The sequence below is a fragment of the Pseudoalteromonas sp. EB27 genome (genome assembly GCF_001974875.1).
In the GTDB taxonomy this organism is placed as follows: domain Bacteria; phylum Pseudomonadota; class Gammaproteobacteria; order Enterobacterales; family Alteromonadaceae; genus Pseudoalteromonas.
On sequence record NZ_MTQD01000009.1, the window covers coordinates 67,817 to 86,477 of the forward strand.

The 18,661-nt window shown below is 39.5% G+C and carries 17 protein-coding genes; 9 read left to right on the top strand and 8 right to left on the bottom strand.

Annotated features, from left to right (window positions below; translation table 11 throughout):
* Nucleotides 1-370: 370 nt before the first annotated feature.
* The 4 genes from BW142_RS11390 (at nucleotide 371) to BW142_RS11405 (ending at nucleotide 6,265) form a co-directional block, all read left to right on the top strand.
* Complete coding sequence (locus BW142_RS11390; RefSeq protein WP_024600378.1) at nucleotides 371-607, top strand: hypothetical protein; 237 nt, start codon at nucleotides 371-373, stop codon at nucleotides 605-607.
* A gap of 78 nt (nucleotides 608-685) precedes the next feature.
* On the top strand, nucleotides 686-1,933 hold the full coding sequence (locus BW142_RS11395) for an exonuclease SbcCD subunit D C-terminal domain-containing protein (protein WP_076924899.1): 1,248 nt from the start codon (nucleotides 686-688) through the stop codon (nucleotides 1,931-1,933).
* Nucleotides 1,930-5,580, top strand: a complete 3,651-nt coding sequence (locus BW142_RS11400) for an AAA family ATPase (protein ID WP_076924900.1) — start codon at nucleotides 1,930-1,932, stop codon at nucleotides 5,578-5,580. The genes BW142_RS11395 and BW142_RS11400 overlap by 4 nt, the downstream gene beginning before the upstream one ends.
* A gap of 28 nt (nucleotides 5,581-5,608) precedes the next feature.
* The gene (locus BW142_RS11405) at nucleotides 5,609-6,265 is read left to right on the top strand and encodes a class I SAM-dependent methyltransferase (protein ID WP_076924901.1); all 657 of its coding nucleotides are present in this window, start codon (nucleotides 5,609-5,611) and stop codon (nucleotides 6,263-6,265) included.
* Between the two features lie 182 nt (nucleotides 6,266-6,447).
* Here the strand turns inward: BW142_RS11405 and BW142_RS11410 are convergent, their stop codons facing one another.
* The 3 genes from BW142_RS11410 to BW142_RS11420 all read right to left on the bottom strand — a co-directional run bounded on the left by BW142_RS11410 (nucleotide 6,448) and on the right by BW142_RS11420 (nucleotide 8,079).
* A complete protein-coding gene (locus BW142_RS11410) occupies nucleotides 6,448-6,840 on the bottom strand; it encodes an ACT domain-containing protein (protein ID WP_076924902.1) in 393 nt (130 codons plus the stop codon).
* 218 nt (nucleotides 6,841-7,058) lie between these two features.
* Nucleotides 7,059-7,622: a hypothetical protein gene (locus tag BW142_RS11415; RefSeq protein ID WP_076924903.1), complete on the bottom strand. Its 564-nt coding sequence runs from the start codon at nucleotides 7,620-7,622 to the stop codon at nucleotides 7,059-7,061.
* A gap of 1 nt (nucleotide 7,623) precedes the next feature.
* Nucleotides 7,624-8,079, bottom strand: coding sequence for a YaiI/YqxD family protein (locus tag BW142_RS11420; protein ID WP_007376692.1), 456 nt, complete (start codon nucleotides 8,077-8,079; stop codon nucleotides 7,624-7,626).
* Nucleotides 8,080-8,176: 97 nt separating this feature from the next.
* On the opposite strand from BW142_RS11420, the gene BW142_RS11425 reads away from it, so the two are divergent.
* On the top strand, nucleotides 8,177-8,698 hold the full coding sequence (locus tag BW142_RS11425) for a lipocalin family protein (protein ID WP_076924904.1): 522 nt from the start codon (nucleotides 8,177-8,179) through the stop codon (nucleotides 8,696-8,698).
* 209 nt (nucleotides 8,699-8,907) lie between these two features.
* On the opposite strand, the gene BW142_RS11430 is transcribed toward BW142_RS11425, so the two are convergent.
* Genes BW142_RS11430 through BW142_RS11440 form a run of 3 tightly spaced genes read right to left on the bottom strand, consistent with a single transcriptional unit; the run spans nucleotide 8,908 to nucleotide 11,179 of the window.
* Nucleotides 8,908-9,243, bottom strand: a complete 336-nt coding sequence (locus BW142_RS11430) for a DUF3325 domain-containing protein (protein WP_076924905.1) — start codon at nucleotides 9,241-9,243, stop codon at nucleotides 8,908-8,910.
* Complete coding sequence (locus tag BW142_RS11435) at nucleotides 9,240-10,841, bottom strand: PepSY-associated TM helix domain-containing protein (protein ID WP_076924906.1); 1,602 nt, start codon at nucleotides 10,839-10,841, stop codon at nucleotides 9,240-9,242. The genes BW142_RS11430 and BW142_RS11435 overlap by 4 nt, the downstream gene beginning before the upstream one ends.
* On the bottom strand, nucleotides 10,838-11,179 hold the full coding sequence (locus BW142_RS11440; protein ID WP_076924907.1) for a hypothetical protein: 342 nt from the start codon (nucleotides 11,177-11,179) through the stop codon (nucleotides 10,838-10,840). Before BW142_RS11440 ends, BW142_RS11435 begins: the two co-directional genes overlap by 4 nt.
* 224 nt (nucleotides 11,180-11,403) lie before the next feature.
* On the opposite strand from BW142_RS11440, the gene BW142_RS11445 reads away from it, so the two are divergent.
* From BW142_RS11445 to BW142_RS11455, 3 genes are all read left to right on the top strand, one after another.
* On the top strand, nucleotides 11,404-11,760 hold the full coding sequence (locus tag BW142_RS11445) for a VOC family protein (RefSeq protein WP_024599448.1): 357 nt from the start codon (nucleotides 11,404-11,406) through the stop codon (nucleotides 11,758-11,760).
* 150 nt (nucleotides 11,761-11,910) lie between these two features.
* On the top strand, nucleotides 11,911-12,492 hold the full coding sequence (locus BW142_RS11450) for a uracil-DNA glycosylase family protein (protein WP_076924908.1): 582 nt from the start codon (nucleotides 11,911-11,913) through the stop codon (nucleotides 12,490-12,492).
* Between the two features lie 90 nt (nucleotides 12,493-12,582).
* Nucleotides 12,583-13,461, top strand: coding sequence for a bile acid:sodium symporter family protein (locus BW142_RS11455; protein WP_076924909.1), 879 nt, complete (start codon nucleotides 12,583-12,585; stop codon nucleotides 13,459-13,461).
* A gap of 524 nt (nucleotides 13,462-13,985) precedes the next feature.
* On the opposite strand, the gene BW142_RS11460 is transcribed toward BW142_RS11455, so the two are convergent.
* Both BW142_RS11460 and dgt read right to left on the bottom strand, forming a co-directional pair.
* Nucleotides 13,986-15,671 carry a lipase chaperone gene (locus tag BW142_RS11460; RefSeq protein WP_076924910.1) on the bottom strand — a complete coding sequence of 562 codons (1,686 nt, stop codon included), beginning with the start codon at nucleotides 15,669-15,671 and terminating at the stop codon, nucleotides 13,986-13,988.
* A gap of 83 nt (nucleotides 15,672-15,754) precedes the next feature.
* Nucleotides 15,755-17,221: a dGTPase gene (dgt, locus tag BW142_RS11465; protein WP_076924911.1), complete on the bottom strand. Its 1,467-nt coding sequence runs from the start codon at nucleotides 17,219-17,221 to the stop codon at nucleotides 15,755-15,757.
* 162 nt (nucleotides 17,222-17,383) lie between these two features.
* Between dgt and BW142_RS11470 the strand changes: the two genes are divergently transcribed.
* Complete coding sequence (locus BW142_RS11470) at nucleotides 17,384-18,604, top strand: ectonucleotide pyrophosphatase/phosphodiesterase (RefSeq protein ID WP_024599443.1); 1,221 nt, start codon at nucleotides 17,384-17,386, stop codon at nucleotides 18,602-18,604.
* Nucleotides 18,605-18,661 lie beyond the last annotated feature (57 nt).

Below are 18,661 nucleotides of genomic sequence, written 5' to 3' on the forward strand. Positions count from 1 at the left end.
AATACAAAGTCCCAGAACTTAAAAAATATCATTCATTTTATATATATTGCTGAAAAAGTATTGCTTTGGTATTACCAGGTAATCCATTAGTCTTATCTATAAGTATTACTAATTCATAACAAGTAAAATGGCCTAAAAGCCCTTTCTACTGAACAAAAATACAGTGAAAACGAGTAAATAATTGGCTCAAATATTGCCGAACTTCATTAATATTCGCTATTTGTACGATAAGTGACAAATAGTGCAATTTTAGGTTGATCTTTAGTGCTGTTTATATTTAAAATCGCCAACCTTTTTATTTGAGGCAAATAAATTCGTCACATTTATCCTCAAATTAATATCGATTACTAGCAAGAAATGCGGTGGGCTTATGGATTTTTACATCCTTAAAAAACAACAAGAACTAATTGCTGTTCCAGCAAGTGAGAATAACTGTAAACAGTATCTCGATTCGGGTTATTTTTATATCGATAAAGTAGCAGCGTGCAACGAAACAAATGCATTAAAGGCGCTACACGCAAAACAAACTAAAACGTTAAAAATTCCATTGTTAATGGCACTTTTAGCATTACCGGTTGTTTTTTCAGCGTGGTACAGTTTAACCTAACGTAATGCACGGCTTAGGCTTGCATCTTTAACAGCCTTGGGTATATTGGCGCTCTTACGGTTTTATTAAGAGCGCGACATGAAAGTCCTCCACACCTCAGATTGGCACCTTGGCCAACAATTTTACGAACACGATCGCCGTGTTGAACATCAAGCTTTTTTTACATGGTTATTAGCCACTCTTGTTGATCAACAAATAGACTTACTTTTAGTTGCTGGCGACATTTATCATACAGCGACGCCAAGCGCTAGCGCCGAAAATCAGCTTTATCAATTTATTAAAGACGCCAAAAAAGCATGCCCACTATTACACGTAGTGATCATTGCGGGTAACCACGACTCTGCAAATCGTATTTTGGCAGCTCAGCCATTACTTGCACAGTTTGATACTCACGTAGTAGGGCGCTTTGATGTCGCAACACCCGACGAAACTGTTATTACCATAAATACCAATGGCAAACGCGCTGTAATCGTCGCTATGCCATTTATACGCGCTAGCGATGTAAGTTTACTTAGCCAAACCGAAAGTGGCCCTAGTTATGCTCAAGGCGTTTCAAAAGCTTACGAACTTGCACTAAAGCAAGCTACTAATATAAACGAGCAAAACTCACCATTAATAGTTATGGGGCATTTACACGCAAAGGGCGGGGACATTTCAAGTGATTCTGAGCGTAACTTAGTAATAGGTGGTGAAGAGTCTATTTCAGCTAATGTATTCGGTAAACAAGCCAACTACGTCGCCCTTGGGCATTTACACAAAGCGCAACAAGTCGCTAAAAGTGATGTTATTCGATACAGCGGCACACCTATCCCTATGTCGTTTTCAGAACGTAACTACACGCACCAAGTAAATATTGTTGAGTTTATTATTGATGAAAAACAACATATTAGTACAACTGTAAACCCCCTTTACATTCCGCGCTCTGCCGATGTAATTATTTTACCAAAAGGGGAATGTGTACCATTAAGCGAACTATGCGAGCAAATTAAAGCGCTCGATACATCACAAAATATAATAGCGCCTTATTTACGTGTAAAGCTTAAATCAAGTGATACCGATACCACCTTCAGAGAACAAATAGAACAAGCACTTGAAGGCAAGCATATTAAATTTTGTGGTATTGAACGTGTACGTGAACAATCGACTCAAAATGACGATAACACCGTATTTGAAGATTTAAGCGAAGTTGAAATGCTCAACCCGCTTAACTTATTAGAACAAGCATTCGCAAACGATAAAGACATGGCAGGGCAAAGTGTACCCGATGAGCTAAAAGCACTTTTAAGTGATGTGATAAACGAGCTTACGGAGCAAGAACAACTATGAAAATAACCGCAGTTCGTATTCATAATTTAGCTTCAATAGTTGACGCTGAAATAGACTTTACTAAAGCCCCATTAAAAGATGCAGGATTGTTTGCCATCACAGGCGATACCGGCGCTGGGAAAAGTACCTTTTTAGATGCTATTTGTTTAGCCCTTTATACAAAAACAGCGAGGCTACGCGGCGATAAAGGTAACTTAATTGAGTTTAACGGCGACAGCATTAAGCTAAATGATGCGCGAAACTTACTACGCAGAGGCACATGGGAAGGCTACGCCGAGGTCGATTTTTTAGGGCAAGATAAACAGCTTTATCGCGCGCGCTATACAGTTTCACGCACTCATAAAAAAGTAACAGGCAAACTTAAAGTAGCAGAGCACACATTAGTTACTCTACCAGACGAAACTTTAATAGCTGACAAAAGCCACACAATAAAAGAAGTCGAGAGTAAAATAGGGCTTAACTTTGAGCAGTTCTCCCGAGCCGTACTTTTAGCGCAACATGAGTTTGCTGCGTTTTTAAAAGCCACTGGCGATGAGCGAGCGCAACTTTTAGAGTGCTTAACAGGTACCGATAAATTTAGCCGTATTGGCGTGCGTATTTTTGAGCGCCATAAAGAGCAAGTAGCAAAGCTTGAAGCGCTTAAAGCAGGCCTTGAAAGCTATACTTTGTTAACCCCAGAAGAACTTGAGCTACAACAAACCAAGTTAACCGATTTAAAAGCGCAAACCGAACACACTAAAAAAGAGCTAACCAAAACCGAAAAAGCACTTAACTGGTATCAGCAAGCTACAGTGCTTGAGCAAAACTTACTGCAAGCACAGCAAACCCAGCAACATGCAAGCTCAGCGCTTGAAAGTATCGTTGAGCAAAGCGAGCAGGCAAAACAAGCTAAACAAGCGCTTGAAATTAAAGATAACCGCAGCCGTTTTCATTTGTTAACCGATCAAAATACGGCTTTGGATCAGCAAATAACATCGCTTAAAAGTGTTGATCATTTAGCGGTAATTAACGAGCGTAATACCGCGCTTACTAAGCATACCGAGCTGCTTAATAACGCCAATGAGCAAAAACAAAATGCAGCGCCCGTCATAGCTAAAGCGCGAGAGCTCGACAGTAACATTGCCTTACAAACTCAAGCTGTAAAAGGCACTGAGTCACAAATAACCAAAGAGCAATCTCAGTTTGATAAGCTCGCACAGCAGCTTAAACAAAGCAATAGTGAGCTTGAATTTGCTAATACCGACTCAACTAAAAGCCAGCAATGGCTTAATGAGCATGCACAGCTGCACGTTTTAGCAAAAGACTGGAGCTACTATCAGCAAAGCTTTAATACCTACTTAAATGCACAGCAGCAATTAATTGCAAACGCTGCGCAAAGCCAAACACTTAATAGCGAGCTTGCAAATCAGAGCGATCTTTTAAATACGCAAAATAATAAAGTGCAGCAGAGCGAGGTGGCACTTAGTGGTGAGCAATCAACTTTACAGGCATTAAATACTCAGCTTAATGAATTTAATGCAGAGCACTGCGACGCGCAGTTAAAAAGTATTGATTACTTAAAAGAGCAGCGCGAGCGTTACGGGCAATTTAACGCAGAACTAAAGCAAAGCACTCAACGCCAACAAGTACTTAATCGGCAATTAAATGAAAGTCAGCAAGCCCATGCTTTACTCAATCAGCATTTAATAACCAGCGAGCAAGCGCTTAAAAGTAGCGAGTACGCACTTAACCAAGCGCGTTTAAGAGCCAGCGAAAACGTAGAGCATTTACGCACTGAGCTACGCCCTAATGAGCCTTGTTTAGTGTGCGGCGCAACCGAGCACCCGTATGCGGTAAATCAAAATCAGCAATTAAATAACTTAATTACTGATTTTGAAAATGCTTTTAATATAGCTAAAAAGCAATTTGATCATGCACAAAGCGAGCTGCATAAGCATCAAACTCAACATGCCGTATTAACTGCTGAACACGGACAACTTGAGCAAATAATACAAGCGGCAAAAGCTAAACAGCTCGACATTAAAAATACCATGCAAGGTGCACGCACTGAGCTTAACGACTTAACGCCTGATCAGCTTGGAGTAACTTATAAGCAGTTAACGGAGCAAAAAGCGCAATACTTTGAGCAACAAAAACGTCAACGTACACTGCAAACTAAAGTAAATGAGCTACAAGCAGCACTTAAAGCCGAGCAGCAAGTACAGCAGCAACTTAGTAACAAACACCTTGAGCTTACACATCAGCAAAACCAGTTAACGAGTAAGCATAGCGAGCTTAGTGCGCAAATTAACGAGCTCGGTACAACGCTCAATAGCCAATTTGAAAACAGTGATTTTTGGCAGCAACTACAGGCCAATACACTTGAACTTACGCAGCTGCACGAGCTGGTTACGCTGTATCAGCAAACTCAAACTCAACTTGAGCAAAGCCAAAAACGTCAAGACTCAGCTAATGAGCAAATAAAGCAGCTCACCCCGCTTATAAGTAACAACGAGCAATCGTTAAAAGCACTTAATGAAGAGCTTATAAAAGCTAAAGAGCTATTAAACGCTACGCAAAGTGAGCGCTTAGTTTTATTTAATAACGAGCAAATAAGTGCAGACGACTACCAAGCAAAACTCACAAGTGCACAAGAGCAAATGCAATCGCAGGTTCAAGCGAGTCAAAAAGCCTATGACGACGCGATAAAACAACGAGATGAGCACGCTATAACGCTTAAAAATGTTGAGCAACGCTTACTTGAAAACAGCCAAGAACTAGCAACGCTTGAGGAACGTTATAACCAGTGGTTTACTGACTTTAAAGCGCAATACAGTAATGCAACGCATGAACAGGTCAAAATTTTACTAACACTTAGTAGCGAGACTATTAAAGCGCATTTAAACCAGCACGAGCAGTTAACTCAAGCGCTGACAGATGCAAATGCCGCATTAAAACAGCAGCAACTTACGCTTGATAAACACAACAGTAGCGATAAACCAACGCAAAGTGCTGAGGTTTTAAGTACACAATTAAGCAGCTTAAACGAGCAACAAACGCAGCTGCAAAATTCATTACTGGCAACCAATACCGCCATTGAGCAACACAACCAAAACGCTAAAGCGCTTGAAGGCAAACAAGCTGAGTTAACTACGCTTAAAACGCAGGTTGAACAATGGCACTTGCTTAATAAAGTATTGGGTGATGCAACGGGTAAAACCATGCGTAACTTAGCGCAAACACAAACGTTAAAAATATTACTGCACTATGGCAACAGCCATTTAAAAACACTCAACAAACGCTACGAATTAACCGCCATAGCGCAAACGCTCGACATTGCGATTATCGATCGCGACATGGCCGACGAGCAACGCTCTGTTAATACACTCTCAGGCGGGGAGTCATTTTTAGTATCGCTAGCGCTTGCACTTGGTTTAGCATCGCTTTCGTCAAACAAAGTACAAATCAATTCTTTGTTTATTGACGAAGGGTTTGGTACGTTAGACAGCGAAACCTTAAGCATTGCAATGGACGCTTTGGATTCTTTGCAAGCACAAGGCAGAAAAGTAGGCGTTATATCGCACGTAACACAAATGAGCGAGCGTGTAGCCACTCAAGTGCATGTAGCCAAAAAGCCAGGTGGATATTCCACAGTTGAAGTTTTATAAGCAACATTACTGAAAACAAGGAGATACAATGCCAACGTTTACAGGCGAGCAAGCAACACAATACGATAGCCGTATAACCCGTTTAGTTCCTGGTTATGAATTATTACATCAGCTCACAAACGCGCAGCTACAAGCAACGCTAAGCGACAATGCGCATGTTTTAGTAGTAGGGGCAGGCACCGGCAAAGAAGTACTCGCATTAGCGGCACTAAACCCTACGTGGCAATTTACTGCGCAAGATACATCAGCCGATATGCTTGCTATCGCAAAGCAGCAATTTGACGAGCAAGGTATAACAAGCCGCGTAAATATTCATAATGGCCCAGTTGATAAACTATCGGTTAAAGCCGATGCTGTTTTATGTTTATTAGTCATGCATTTTGTACAAGATAACGGCGATAAAAAAGAGTTATTAAAAGCGATTAAAGGAAACCTTAAAAAAGACGCAAACCTTTATATAGCAGATTTAATGCGCCCCGAAACTTCATTTGAGCGCGAAGCACAGCTTACAACGTGCGCGCAATTGGGTTTAACCGAAACAGGTAAAACACAAACAGGGCACGACTTAGAAAATGAGTTTTACCCACTTGATAGAATGCGCTTTAGCGAATTACTAAATGAGTGCAAATTTGGCATTCCGAAGCTGTATTTTAAAGCGCTTGGCTTTAGTGGGTATGTAGTTTAATTTTTACAAGCTAAACAAGCACCCGCTATTTAGCACCAATAAAAACACCGAGTGAGCAAACTCGGTGTTTTTATATAAACCTCTCTACACCACGCTTTTATTTTATGCGTAGGTCGGTTAAGCGAAGCGCCACCCGACGCTCTAATATCCACATCACTCAGATCATTGCTGTGCCAGTAACCCTAACGAATCTCTCCAAGTGCTTTCATCGCAGCTTGTGCTTTATCTGTTTGTACAAAAATATGGTCGTGATAAAACGCAGCGACCACATTAGCGCTAATGCCATGCTCAGTCAGCTTTGCAGATACAGCAGCCGTTAATCCAACGGCCTCTAAGCTTGAATGTACGTTAAGGGTAATTAAATTATATTTACCCTCGTAAGTAATACCTGCTTTATCGGCGGTTTCAGCTTTTAAAATAAGGGTTAGCCCCTCTTCTTCAACATAAGTGGCAAGTGGCTCTAAATGAACATAATCGGCCAATTTTCCTGCTAAGCAGCAAAAAATATACTCGCCTTGCTTAAGCGCTGGCTGCATTGATTTTAATAATTGGTTTAACTCTAAAATTCCGGCCATGGTCGTTCCCTACAATGTGTTATTTAACCTGAACTCTGGTTAAGATATTTACTAACATATTAAATTATTTTGATATTTAAATTTATTTTCTCTAGCCAGAGATTTTCAGTGAAAGCAAGGCGAATTTACGCGTCAATAGCTGGCCTATTGCAAGTAAATTCAACGCAGTTAGCGCTGAAAATAGCTGCTTGAGATAGATTTATTATCCAGAGTTCAGGTTATTTAGTCATTTTTAGCTGCGCGACTAGCTCGCTTAATCTCGCTATTTTTATATTACTTAGCTGCCTGTAATCAAAATATGGGCACACAATAATGTTGTTGGTAGTATCTATTGCAAACTCGTCGTCGAGCCAATCAAACTGTGCATGTAACTTACCTTGTTGTAATAAGTTTTTAGCGTGCGTACGACCGGCAATTATGTGCAACTGGTTTTTATTGCTAGTAGCTTTATCGGCACACATAACAGTAGTGTTAGGCGCGCTAAATAGCAGGGCGGTTTTACTATTTTTTTGTAGTAAATACTCATCGCGATATTGTTGCCAAGTAGGGGCTTGTTTAGCAAATGAGTAATGCTCACTTGGCAGGGAAAATAGCACTTTTGCGTACACGTTAAACACTTTGCGCCAACCATTACCACAGTGCTGGTTTATAGTATTTATTTGCTCGTTTATAACCGGTTCTAGGTATTCAAGTGTTTCTAAAAACGGCATTGGTGGCGCTTTTGCTACATACACTGCCACGCTAAATTGCGTATCGCCTAAGCCAACTAATTGTGTGTTCAAGTTAGTTAGCCTTGTTTTGCGCTAAAATACGGTCAAGATTATTTGCAAAGTTTTGGCGATCGGTTTGACTAAGTGGAGGCGGCCCACCACTCATTTCTACGCCACTTGAGCGCATGGTATCCATAAAGTCGCGCACGTTAAGTATTGAGCGGATATTCTCGGTGGTATAAAGCTCGCCACGCGGGTTGAGTGCTTGCCCGCCATTATCAATTACTTCACTTGCTAGCGGAATATCGCCCGTAATAACTAAATCACCTTTTTCAATACGTTTTACTATTTCATCGTCGGCTACATCAAACCCTGACGATACTTGAACGCGGCTTATATATTTTGACGGCGGAATACGCATTGCGTGATTGGCCACTAAAATAGTCTCGATTTTCATACGCTCTGCAGCTCTAAAAAGTATTTCTTTTATAACAACAGGACACGCGTCTGCATCTACCCAAATTTTCATGCTATGGTCATTTTTATTGCTTTAGAATTAATATGATCCTATAGCAAATTTTATTCTTATGAAATAGCATAAATTACATAATCGAAAAGGAGCTTACATGAAGGCTATTAAATACGGTTTACTTATTACAGGGTTATTTTTTCTTAGTGCTTGCACCAGCCCTCCTGAGGGAATAACACCCGTTAAAAACTTTGATATACAAAAATATAAAGGCAAATGGTTTGAAATAGCGCGTCTTAATCACTCATTCGAAGAAGGTATGGAGCAAGTTACCGCTACGTATTCAATTAACGACGATGGCACGGTAAAGGTCCTTAACAAAGGGTATTTAACGGATGATAAAAAATGGGATGACGCCGAAGGATTAGCCAAGTTCGTTGAAGACACCGACACAGGGCATTTTAAAGTCTCGTTTTTTGGTCCATTTTATGGTGCTTACGTGATTTTTGAACTTGACCAAGGCGATTACCAGTATGCATTTATAACCAGTTACAACAAAGATTACTTGTGGTTTTTATCGCGTACACCAACGGTTAGCAAAGAGCTTAAAGAACACTTTTTAACTAAAGCTAAAGAGTTGGGCTTTGCTACCGATGAAATAATTTGGGTTAAGCAATAAACAATGTAAAGCCCCTTTACAGTAGTAATAAAAGAGTCACCTAACTGTAAAGTAACTTAAATATATTATGGTTATATTGTGTGTACTTGCCGTGAGACAGCAAGTATTGGAAACACTGAATATCCCCTATTGTTGGCAAGCTATATAGCTTGCCATTTTTTTTGCCTAATCTATGAGAAAGTAACGGATCACGTTTTTACTAACTAAGGCTAGTTTAACGCTAAAAACAGCCCACTTAGTACAACTAATGCGCCATTTAAAACACTAAACCATTTTACGTAGCCTACTAAAAAATTATAAAAAACCATTATAATTAAGACACTTAGGCTCATAAAGCCGCAAAATAGCAATGTTCCATATCCACCTTGAGTAACTATACAAAGTACTAAGCTTAGTAAAATACTGATCCAAGCAGCTAGCAACAGCTTTTTACGTTGGGATTCTGTAGGACGTTTGTTAAATACGTCTTTAAAGTGATTAAACTTAGCTAGCGCAAAACAGTTAAAACTGAGCAAACATAGGCTAAAACCTAGTAAATCAATCATGATTTTTGTCTTTTAAGATTATTAGATTGGCTAGGGGTGATTATTTTTGAGTTGTTTTTAGCAGTACGTAATTTTTCGGTTTGTATAAAAAACAATATACTAAACAGTAAAAATAGTGCATCAAAAGTAAATAATGCCCACTGTTTGTGCATCAAATAGCTAACTATATTGTCGTTAGTTGTAAGTGCATTAATAACCGGTACGCTAAAACATGCAGCAGCATTTATAGCTGCCATAACTCGCCATTGCAGCCTATCTCGTTTTAAAAGGGCAATAACAGCCACGGCCAGCCATGTTAAAAAGAACGCGAGTACTTCTTTATCGGCGCGCTCTGCGACCGTTGGACTAAGTAGTCTGTTAGCGATAAAAAATGCACACGTTGCCAGTGGAAGCCCCATAATAGTGGCTAGGTTTAACCCTTCAACTAGTTTTAAACCAAACGAAGGTTTAACGTTGTTTTTAGTTCGCTCGCGAATTCGTTTAGCCCACATAATACAGCCAGAGCCAATCATTACACAGCCTGCAATACCGCCTAATACATATAACCAGCGTAACAACCACGTAGCTAAACGCCCTGTATGCATTGAATTAAGCGATTCGTAAAGTGCTTTGCTGCTAGTTAGCTCGTCATCAGTTTTAGCGACCATTTGCCCTGTAGCACCACTAAATATTAAGCGTGGTGCTTGGTCACGTAGTGTTTTACCTGCGCTTACCAATACGGTAATTGTTGAAGCTGCCATATTTGGTTGGTTAACTTGTACGCGAGTAATATCTGCATAAGGCCACTTAGTATAAACCTGATCTAAAATACGTTGAATCGGCACCATTGGTGATTCGCCTTTGGCTTTGTCGGTCATGGTGTTGCGAGGGGTTACATCGTTAAAAAAGCCACGCATGCCGTTATCGTAAGACGTTTGCGCAGGGTAGGGAAACAACATAAATATGAGCGTAATCATGCCTGTGTAAGTAATCATTAAATGAAAAGGCAGGGCAAGCACTGAGCTTAAATTATGGGCATCTAACCATGTACGGCTACCTTTGTTACGCCTAAAGCTAAACATATCTTTAAAAATACGCTTATGAATAACCACGCCCGATATAATAGCAATCAGCATAAAAAAGCTAGCAAAGCATACAATCCAGCGTGCTGTTATTGCATCCATATAATGTAAATCATAATGCAACCGATAAAAAAAGTTACCGCCTTTAGTATCTACAAAGGGCTCAAGCTCTTTCATGGTATTAGGGTTTAACTGTGTGTTTTTAAACTGGCTGCGGCGCTGGCCTGGCTCTTTTGGCTTTGCATAACCATAAATTAAATAAGGAATGCGTGGCTCGGGTAATGTAATACGCCAGCTTGATGAGTTAGCTCCATGATTAGCTAAGTAATCAAATCCGGTAATTATTTGTTGTTTTTGCGCTTCTATACGCTGTGTTTGGGCCTGCACATTATGAATGGCTGGTTGATTCCACAACGTTATTTCGTCTCTAAAAAAGCTAAGAGTTCCTGCAAAAAATATTAAATATAATAACCAGCAAACGAGTAACCCTACCCAAGTGTGTAACCAAGTCATCGATCTGAAAAAACTGTCTTTCATACCCAACCCTTCAGTAAACCAAGCAACGCAATGAACACACCCGTACTTAGTAAAATACTGATCCACACTGTTTTTAATGATTTAACGCTAAAGGCATAAATAAATACTACGGCATAAATTAAAATGCTGATTGAAACACTAAACAATACAGCGTCTTGCTTAGCTATTGGCAATACAAAACTTAATAACGCAGTACTTGCAGAGGTAAAGGCATAGCCACCAATTATGGCAATAAAAAAACGTAAAAATACCAAAGCTCGATAACAGCTTACGCTTTTTACTATAAGCGCAATTACGTTAACCTTATCGTATGGCGCACTGTGCAAAGGTGCTTGCATAGTTAATTAATCCCTTTATTTAAAGCGGAGGATAAAACAAAGGCGCTATTATATATGTTACAAATACAAAAGATAGTTATTCTCATTTGTGATATTTAACTTTTAAGTAAGTTATGCTTACTTACTTAGTAAAATACTGATCTGTTATTGTTTAATGATATTGCACAGGCTGTATGTAAAGCTTAAGGTTAATAAACTGACTAAAAATAAAGAGTGAAATAACGATGAGTGATCACGAAAAACTAAATTACGTTGAGTTTCCTGCATGCGATTTACCCGCAACTAAAGCTTTTTTTAGTTGTGTATTTAATTGGCAGTTTACTGACTACGGCCCAGAATACACGGCATTTAGTGGCCAAGGGCTTGATGGAGGTTTTTTTAATGCACCGCTTAAATCGCTTACTCAAAACGGTGCTGCGCTATTGGTTTTTTATAGTAACGACATTCACGCCACGTATAAAAAAGTACAACTCCATGGTGGCACAATATTAAAACCTATTTTTGAATTTCCGGGTGGTTGCCGGTTTCATTTTGCAGAGCCTAGCGGCAATGAATTTGCCGTATGGGCAGAAAAACAATAGGTTTTATAAGGCCTGTAGCGTGAATGAGTTTAAAGATCACGATTTTACTAACTAACGCTCGTTTTAATTAAAATAAACCGATTTTTTACCAACTCATTTATCCTAAATGGCCATTTAGGATAAATATTAAGCATTTAAGGCCAAATAAACATGAATAGTCATCAATTAATAGACCAAGTTAGTAAATGCGTGATCTGTGAGGCTCATTTACCTTTAGGGGCTCGACCTGTAATACAATTTAACCCAAATGCACGTATTTTAATTGCAGGCCAAGCACCTGGGGTAAAAGTTCACGAAACAGGCGTGCCGTTTAACGATGCAAGTGGGAATCGCCTGCGAGAATGGCTTGGACTAACACGTGATGAATTTTACGATGCTAATAATATAGCCATTTTACCTATGGGCTTTTGCTATCCGGGTAGGGGTAAGTCGGGTGATTTACCACCTAGAAAAGAATGCGCCCCAGCATGGCGCGAGCAATTATTAACTGCACTACCAAATATTGAGCTGACAATAGTATTAGGTAAATACGCGCAGGCGTATCATTTACCAGAGACTAAAAAAATGCCGCTTACGGAGTTAGTAAAATCGTGGCGTGAGTATTGGCCAAACTATTTAGTGCTTCCTCACCCCAGCCCGCGCAATAATATATGGCTTAAAAAGAACCCCTGGTTTGAACAAGATGTACTTCCAGAACTGGATAAACGCATTGCTACTATTTTAAATAAGTAACGCTTCTAGCATTAGGGTTTATTGTAAAGGGGCGTTACAGTTAAAAACTAATACTGCAATTAATAACAATAATAAACGAGGCTGTCTAACTTGAATGCATCTATATTAACCGAAGTAATACTTCCGCTCGCTCTTGCACTTATTATGTTTGGTATGGGTCTTGGGCTCACAACAACCGATTTTACTCGTCTATTTAAAAGCCCGCTTGCCATTGTTATGGGTTTAATGGGCCAACTTGTAGCAATGCCTTTATTAGCATTAGGGCTGTGTTATTTACTTAACCTACCAACGCCTATAGCTATTGGTTTAATGATATTAGCTGCCTGCCCAGGCGGTACTATGTCAAATGTAGTAAGCCAGCTTGCTAAAGCTAATTTAGCGCTTTCGGTAAGTTTAACTGCTGCCTCTACCGCAATTAGTATAGTGACCACACCGTTTATTATTGGCTTTGCTATGAGTCAGTTTGCCCCAGCAGACGATGCTAGCTTTTCTATTTTAACAACATCGCTTGGATTATTTTTTATTACCTTAGTGCCAGTTGCTATAGGCATTTGGTTACGTCACTTTAAAAGTGATTTTGCCATTAAGACAGAGCCGTTTTTTAGACGCTTCTCGTTGTTTTTTATGCTTATGATGATTGCCGCATTAGTAATAAAAGAGCGCGATTTATTAGTTAGCTCATTTAACGATGTATTTTGGGCGTGCATAGCGCTTAATATTGGTTCAATGGTTGTTGGTTGGCTAATTGCTAAGTGTTCAAAATTAAATTTAACTGATTCGCTGACACTTTCAATTGAGGTTGGAATTCAAAATGCATCGTTAGCTATTTTAATTGCTATTAGCTTTTTGAATAAACCTGAATATGCAGTTACCGGTGGCGTGTATGGCCTTGCTATGTTTATAGGGCCACTGCTATTAATTGGCGGGTTAAAGCTTAAAAATAAACGTACCGCTAGGGCTGTTAACTAGGACTTTTAATTAGGGCATGTTGACCAAGTTACTTTAATTCAAGGCTACGGATAACGTAGCCGTAAACTCCAGAAAAATACCACCAGTTAAATATATGCTCTGCACCCATCGCGTCAACAAGTTGTAGGCTTACTAAAGACTCTCAAGCTGAAATTTTACGCTATGCGCTGAGCTTGCTCGCGCGAGGAGCAAAGCTTCTAATCACTAAAGCGCATTTGAGGATAGAACAAAAGTGTAAGTAATATGGGGTGAAAAAGCAGTTATACCAATCTGCTTATATATGGGGTCTATTTAACGTTAAGAAAATTAGGCTAGAACTAGGCAAAAATTTTTATATCTAGTCGTTCTCGGCAATTGCTCCCTGCATTGCTCTACCTCCTGCATCCATGCAGTCGTAAATAAAAAATTTTTAACGACGTTATAGTGCAATTTAATTCGTTAAATTGATCAAAGATTTATGCAGGTTGGTATTAATTATTTGGTTACTAAAACAGCGCCTCACTTTGTAAGGCGCTACAGTAAATTTACTCTTTGGTTTGCATATTTTTAGCGCGTTCTTCTGCATCTATTAATGCTTGCGATTTAGGGGCGCGTTTTTTCTCTTCTATTTTTGGCTTTTCAGTTGAGTCAGGATCCCAGCTTGAGTCTAACGATAAGTTAGCAAATGGATTGTTACTGTCTGCTTTTTTAGGCTCACTTACTGGATCATCAACTTGTGGTGTTGTCTGGGCTTGCTCAGGTATTACGTCTTCTTTTTTAGGCATAGGCTTTTCACCAGGTAATGGTGCATCTGGGTTAAATGTACGCACTTCTGGTTCTTTAAAGTCTTGTTCAGTTGTATACATAGTTGATTGAGCGTCAGATATTTTCTCTGGCGCGTGTAAATCTATAACCGGCTCACTCGCTGTTACTGGCTCAGGAGTATTAATAACCGGCTCTACAGTGTTATGTTCGGCTTCTATTGGCGCAGGCTCCGTTACTTGCGCTATATATTGCTTACGTTGTTTTTTTACTGGCTTTGCATCTGGGTCAAAGTCGCGTACCTCTGGCTCATTAAAGCTGCTGGCATTTTTAATGCGTTCTAAGGTTGTTTTAGCGGCGGCTTCAAACTCGGCGGTATTAGGCTCAGATTTTTGTTTTACTTCGTTAAACGAAGCCGTACTTGTTTGCTCTAAAGTATCTGCTTGCTCCATTTGTGCCAGCTCAGTTTCGCTTACTTGCGATGGAGTAACTACGTTGTTCTGCTCATCTGAAATCGGCGTTGTTGTATTTTTTACATCAGCATTTTGTGCTGTGTTAGTAGGCTCTACAGGCTCTTCATTTGTCGCTACGCTGCTCTCAACCGCTTTATTATTTTGAGTTACTTCGTTGATAACGACAGGCTCAATCTCTGGCTCTTTTGTTGTTTGTACAGGCTTTGTTGTTTTAGTTTCAGGTTTCGCTGGCGTAGCAATTTTTTCTGATTTAAGTCCAGGTGGAGCCGCTATAGTCGGTTCTGCCATCGTTTTACTTTGTTTTGCACGGCGCAGGCGCACGACTACCATAGCGCCAATAAGTATTACTATAAAAAGTATTAAAGTGGGTAAAAGTAACGAGCTTGGGCTCTGCGCTACAGGTTGCGGCACAATTACTGGCGTTGGTTTAGTTAACACAGGAGCTGGTTTTACAGACTTAGGCTTTTCAGGCGTAGCCTTTATAGGCGCAGCTATAACGCTTTGCTCTGGTGTCGCCGGTTTTATTTGTTCTATTGCTGCTTCGTTTTTTTGCTCTGTAACTACTTGCTCGGGTGCTGTTTTTGTTGGCTCTGCATCAATTACTATTTCGTTACTATTGGTATTTAGCTGATCGTTAATCTGTTGTTTTTGATCATCAGTTAAATTAAGCGTTTGCTCGTTGATGCTCTCTTTAACAGCTTCTTCAGTAGGTTTAATTACAGGGGCAGGTTCAACAATTTTAGGTTGTGGCTGAGTAATAATAGCTGGCTCAGGCTTTATTATTTGTGGCTTGGGTTGTGCTTGAATTTCTTTTGGCTTATTACAGTTGTTTTTGTAATCACGCGCTGCTTTACGATATTTTTGACTCGCTTTGTTATTACTATTTTGCTGCATTTCTTGTTTAATTAAAATGCACATAGCTTCGTTGTATGCAGCACTTTGCGCACTATAAAATAAGGCAAAGCAAAGGGTAAATCTAATTAGTTTTGATATCATAAAGTTATGCGCGCTTAAATATTAATAGTTTGATTTTAAGCGCAAAATTGAAAATTATCTAGAGCAAGTTAACTTAAGTACAACTAATCAATGACCATCAAACTGCGATATTCATCGTAAGCAAATTGGTCGGTCATACCGCTTATATAATCTTGGATTAATCTACAGCGATAATAAAACTCGTATGCCGCAAAATGATCAGGCTCTTCTTGCATCGCATCTATTGCGTGTTGGTAACTATTTAAGTGCTTTTTAGAGAGCTTTTTAACAAGTCGCGACTCTATTAATAAACGTGAATCGCCATTAAGTGCGCGTTTAAAGTTATCGCTATTTAATAATAGTAATGGTTTGTAACAGTCAAGTAAGCCGTTAATTATACGATAACCTTGCAGCTCTAGTTTTTCGACTTCTTTGTTTGAAAATACATGTTCAAGCGCTACTTGCTTTAGTGTTTTAGTTACTGCATGCAAGTGGCTTCTATCTTCTAAAAGCGCTTGGTTAAAGTCGCCATGATAAATAGGTTCTATGTTTTCAATAAAGCGTTTTGCGGCGTGGTTTACTAGCGGATGTAGCAATGCAACCCGCAAATATATAAAAAATTCACTATTAAAATTATACGGTTGTGCTTGTGCACGCTCTAGTGCGTAGTCTACGGCTTTGTCTACAAAATTTTGATGTTGAGCGTCGTCGATTAACAGATTTATTAATACTTTTTTGTAACTACTTTTAAGTTTTTCGCACAGTAGCTCGGTACTTATTATGTCTTTTTCTACGGCGTCTTCTATGTCGGCTAGGCAATAAGAAATATCGTCAGCGGCTTCCATTATATAACTTGCGGGATGGCGGCAGTAAGGCTCAATAGTGAGCTCTTTTTGTAGTGCCTCAACAAAGTTTTTTTCGCTGTAGTAGTAACCAACTTTTTTCATTAAGTAGTTTTTATTTTGCGGAATGTCTTTTACATCAAGCCCAGCAGGGCGAGTGTATTTTAAAATACCAGCACTCTGGCTGTAAGTTAAATTAAGCGTTTGCAACGAATGAATTATACGTATGCCTTGAGCGTTGCCTTCAAAGTTACAAATATCAAGTGCAAGGTGTTTAAAAACAACACCTATACCGGTGTTTGGCTCTTTACAGCGCTCGGGTGTTACGCTTGCTAGGTTATTATTAAACCAGTGGTTAATAGCCGCTTCGCCAAAATGCCCAAATGGTGGGTTGCCAATGTCGTGCATTAGGCAGGCCATTTCTACTAAGCTTTCTAGGGGGCGTTCTAGGTCGGTTAAGCCGTGATCTTTTTGTTGCTCGTAACTTAAATTAGCAAAAATACGTTGCACTATAAAACGACCAACTTGTTGAACTTCAAGCGAATGGGTAAGACGAGATCGTACCGCAGCGTTGCGCTCAAGCGGAAACACTTGTGTTTTTTGCTGTAAACGACGAATAGCGGCGCTATTTATTATTCGTCCACGGTCGCTTTCTAGCGCCATTTGTAAGTTTGCTGTGGTGCGGTACATTCGTGCTGGCGTTATTTTTTTACTAAAATCTATGGTCATCTTTAAACTTGTCCTTTTTACAATTGATGACTGGCATAGTTTTTAGCACATAGTCATTTGTCTTTAATATACAGGGTTTAATCTATCAGTTTGTATCATAAAGTAACAACTTGCTTTAAAATAATTTTTTGAGTAATTGTTGTGCATTTATAGGTGTTTATAATGAAACAGTGGATTTTAAAGGCGGTATCAATTTGCCTAATGTTAGGAATGAACAGCGCGTTTGCTGCAAAAGAGCAAACTGTGGTGCTTGTATCAATCGATGGCCTGCGTTGGGATTATATTGAAAAACACGGCGCGCCAAATTTAAAAGCAATGGCCGAGCGCGGTGTTCGCGCACAAAAACTAATACCTGTTTATCCGACTAAAACGTTTCCTAATCATATTTCTATTATTACGGGCTTACTGCCAGTAAACCATGGCATTGTTGATAATAGCTTTTGTGATAAAGCGCGTAAAAACGATTGTTACAGCATGGGCAAAGCATTGGGCGATAGCACATGGGTAAAGGGTATTCCGCTTTGGAATTTAGCAAAAATGCAGGGACTTAAATCGGCTACATATTTTTGGCCTGAGTCAGATGCACTATTTAACGGCATGACACCAGATTACTTTTATCACTATTCTAAATACAGCGATTACCAGAGCCGTGTTGATCAAATTATTCAGTGGTTAAGTTTACCAAAAGCACAGCGCCCACGTTTTATTGCGAGTTACTTTTCGCTAGTTGATAGCATGGGCCATGAATTTGGGCCAGACGCACCACAAACGCGTGATGCAGTTAAACAGCTTGATGAATTAATGGGGCAATTACAAACTCGCTTAAGTAAATTAGAGCAAGAGGTAAACTTAGTTATTGTCTCGGATCACGGTATGACGAGTATAGATCCAGATAAAAGCATTGATGTAACCACACTACCTAAAGATGAAAACTTTTTAGTTAAAAATACGGGCCCACGTTTACTTATATATACTCAGCCTGATGCTAAAAACGCTGATATTGAAGGTTATAAAGCACGTTTACGAGATGCGTCAAACGGTCGTTATATAGTATTAACAGACGAGCAATTAGCAGCGTACCATTATAATAAAGGCACTCGCGTCGGTGATATTGTGGTGCAAACTACAGCGCCAGCGGTATTTACCAATGGTAAAAAACCAACCTATTTAGGGACTCACGGTTATGCATATACAGAAGATATGGCAGCATCATTTATTGCTGTAGGCCCTGCATTTAAACAAGGTGTAAGCCTTAAAGAAGTAAATAACCTTGATATTTACCCAGTACTTGCAAAAGTGATGGGACTTAAATTGTTAAACAAAGTAGATGGCAATGGAAAAACGTTAATGCCAGCAATTAAGCAAAAAGTGGTTGTGCATTAGTTTAATCTAAAAGAGCGCGTAAGCGCTCTGCAGGGAAGAACATGTTAACACTTTAAA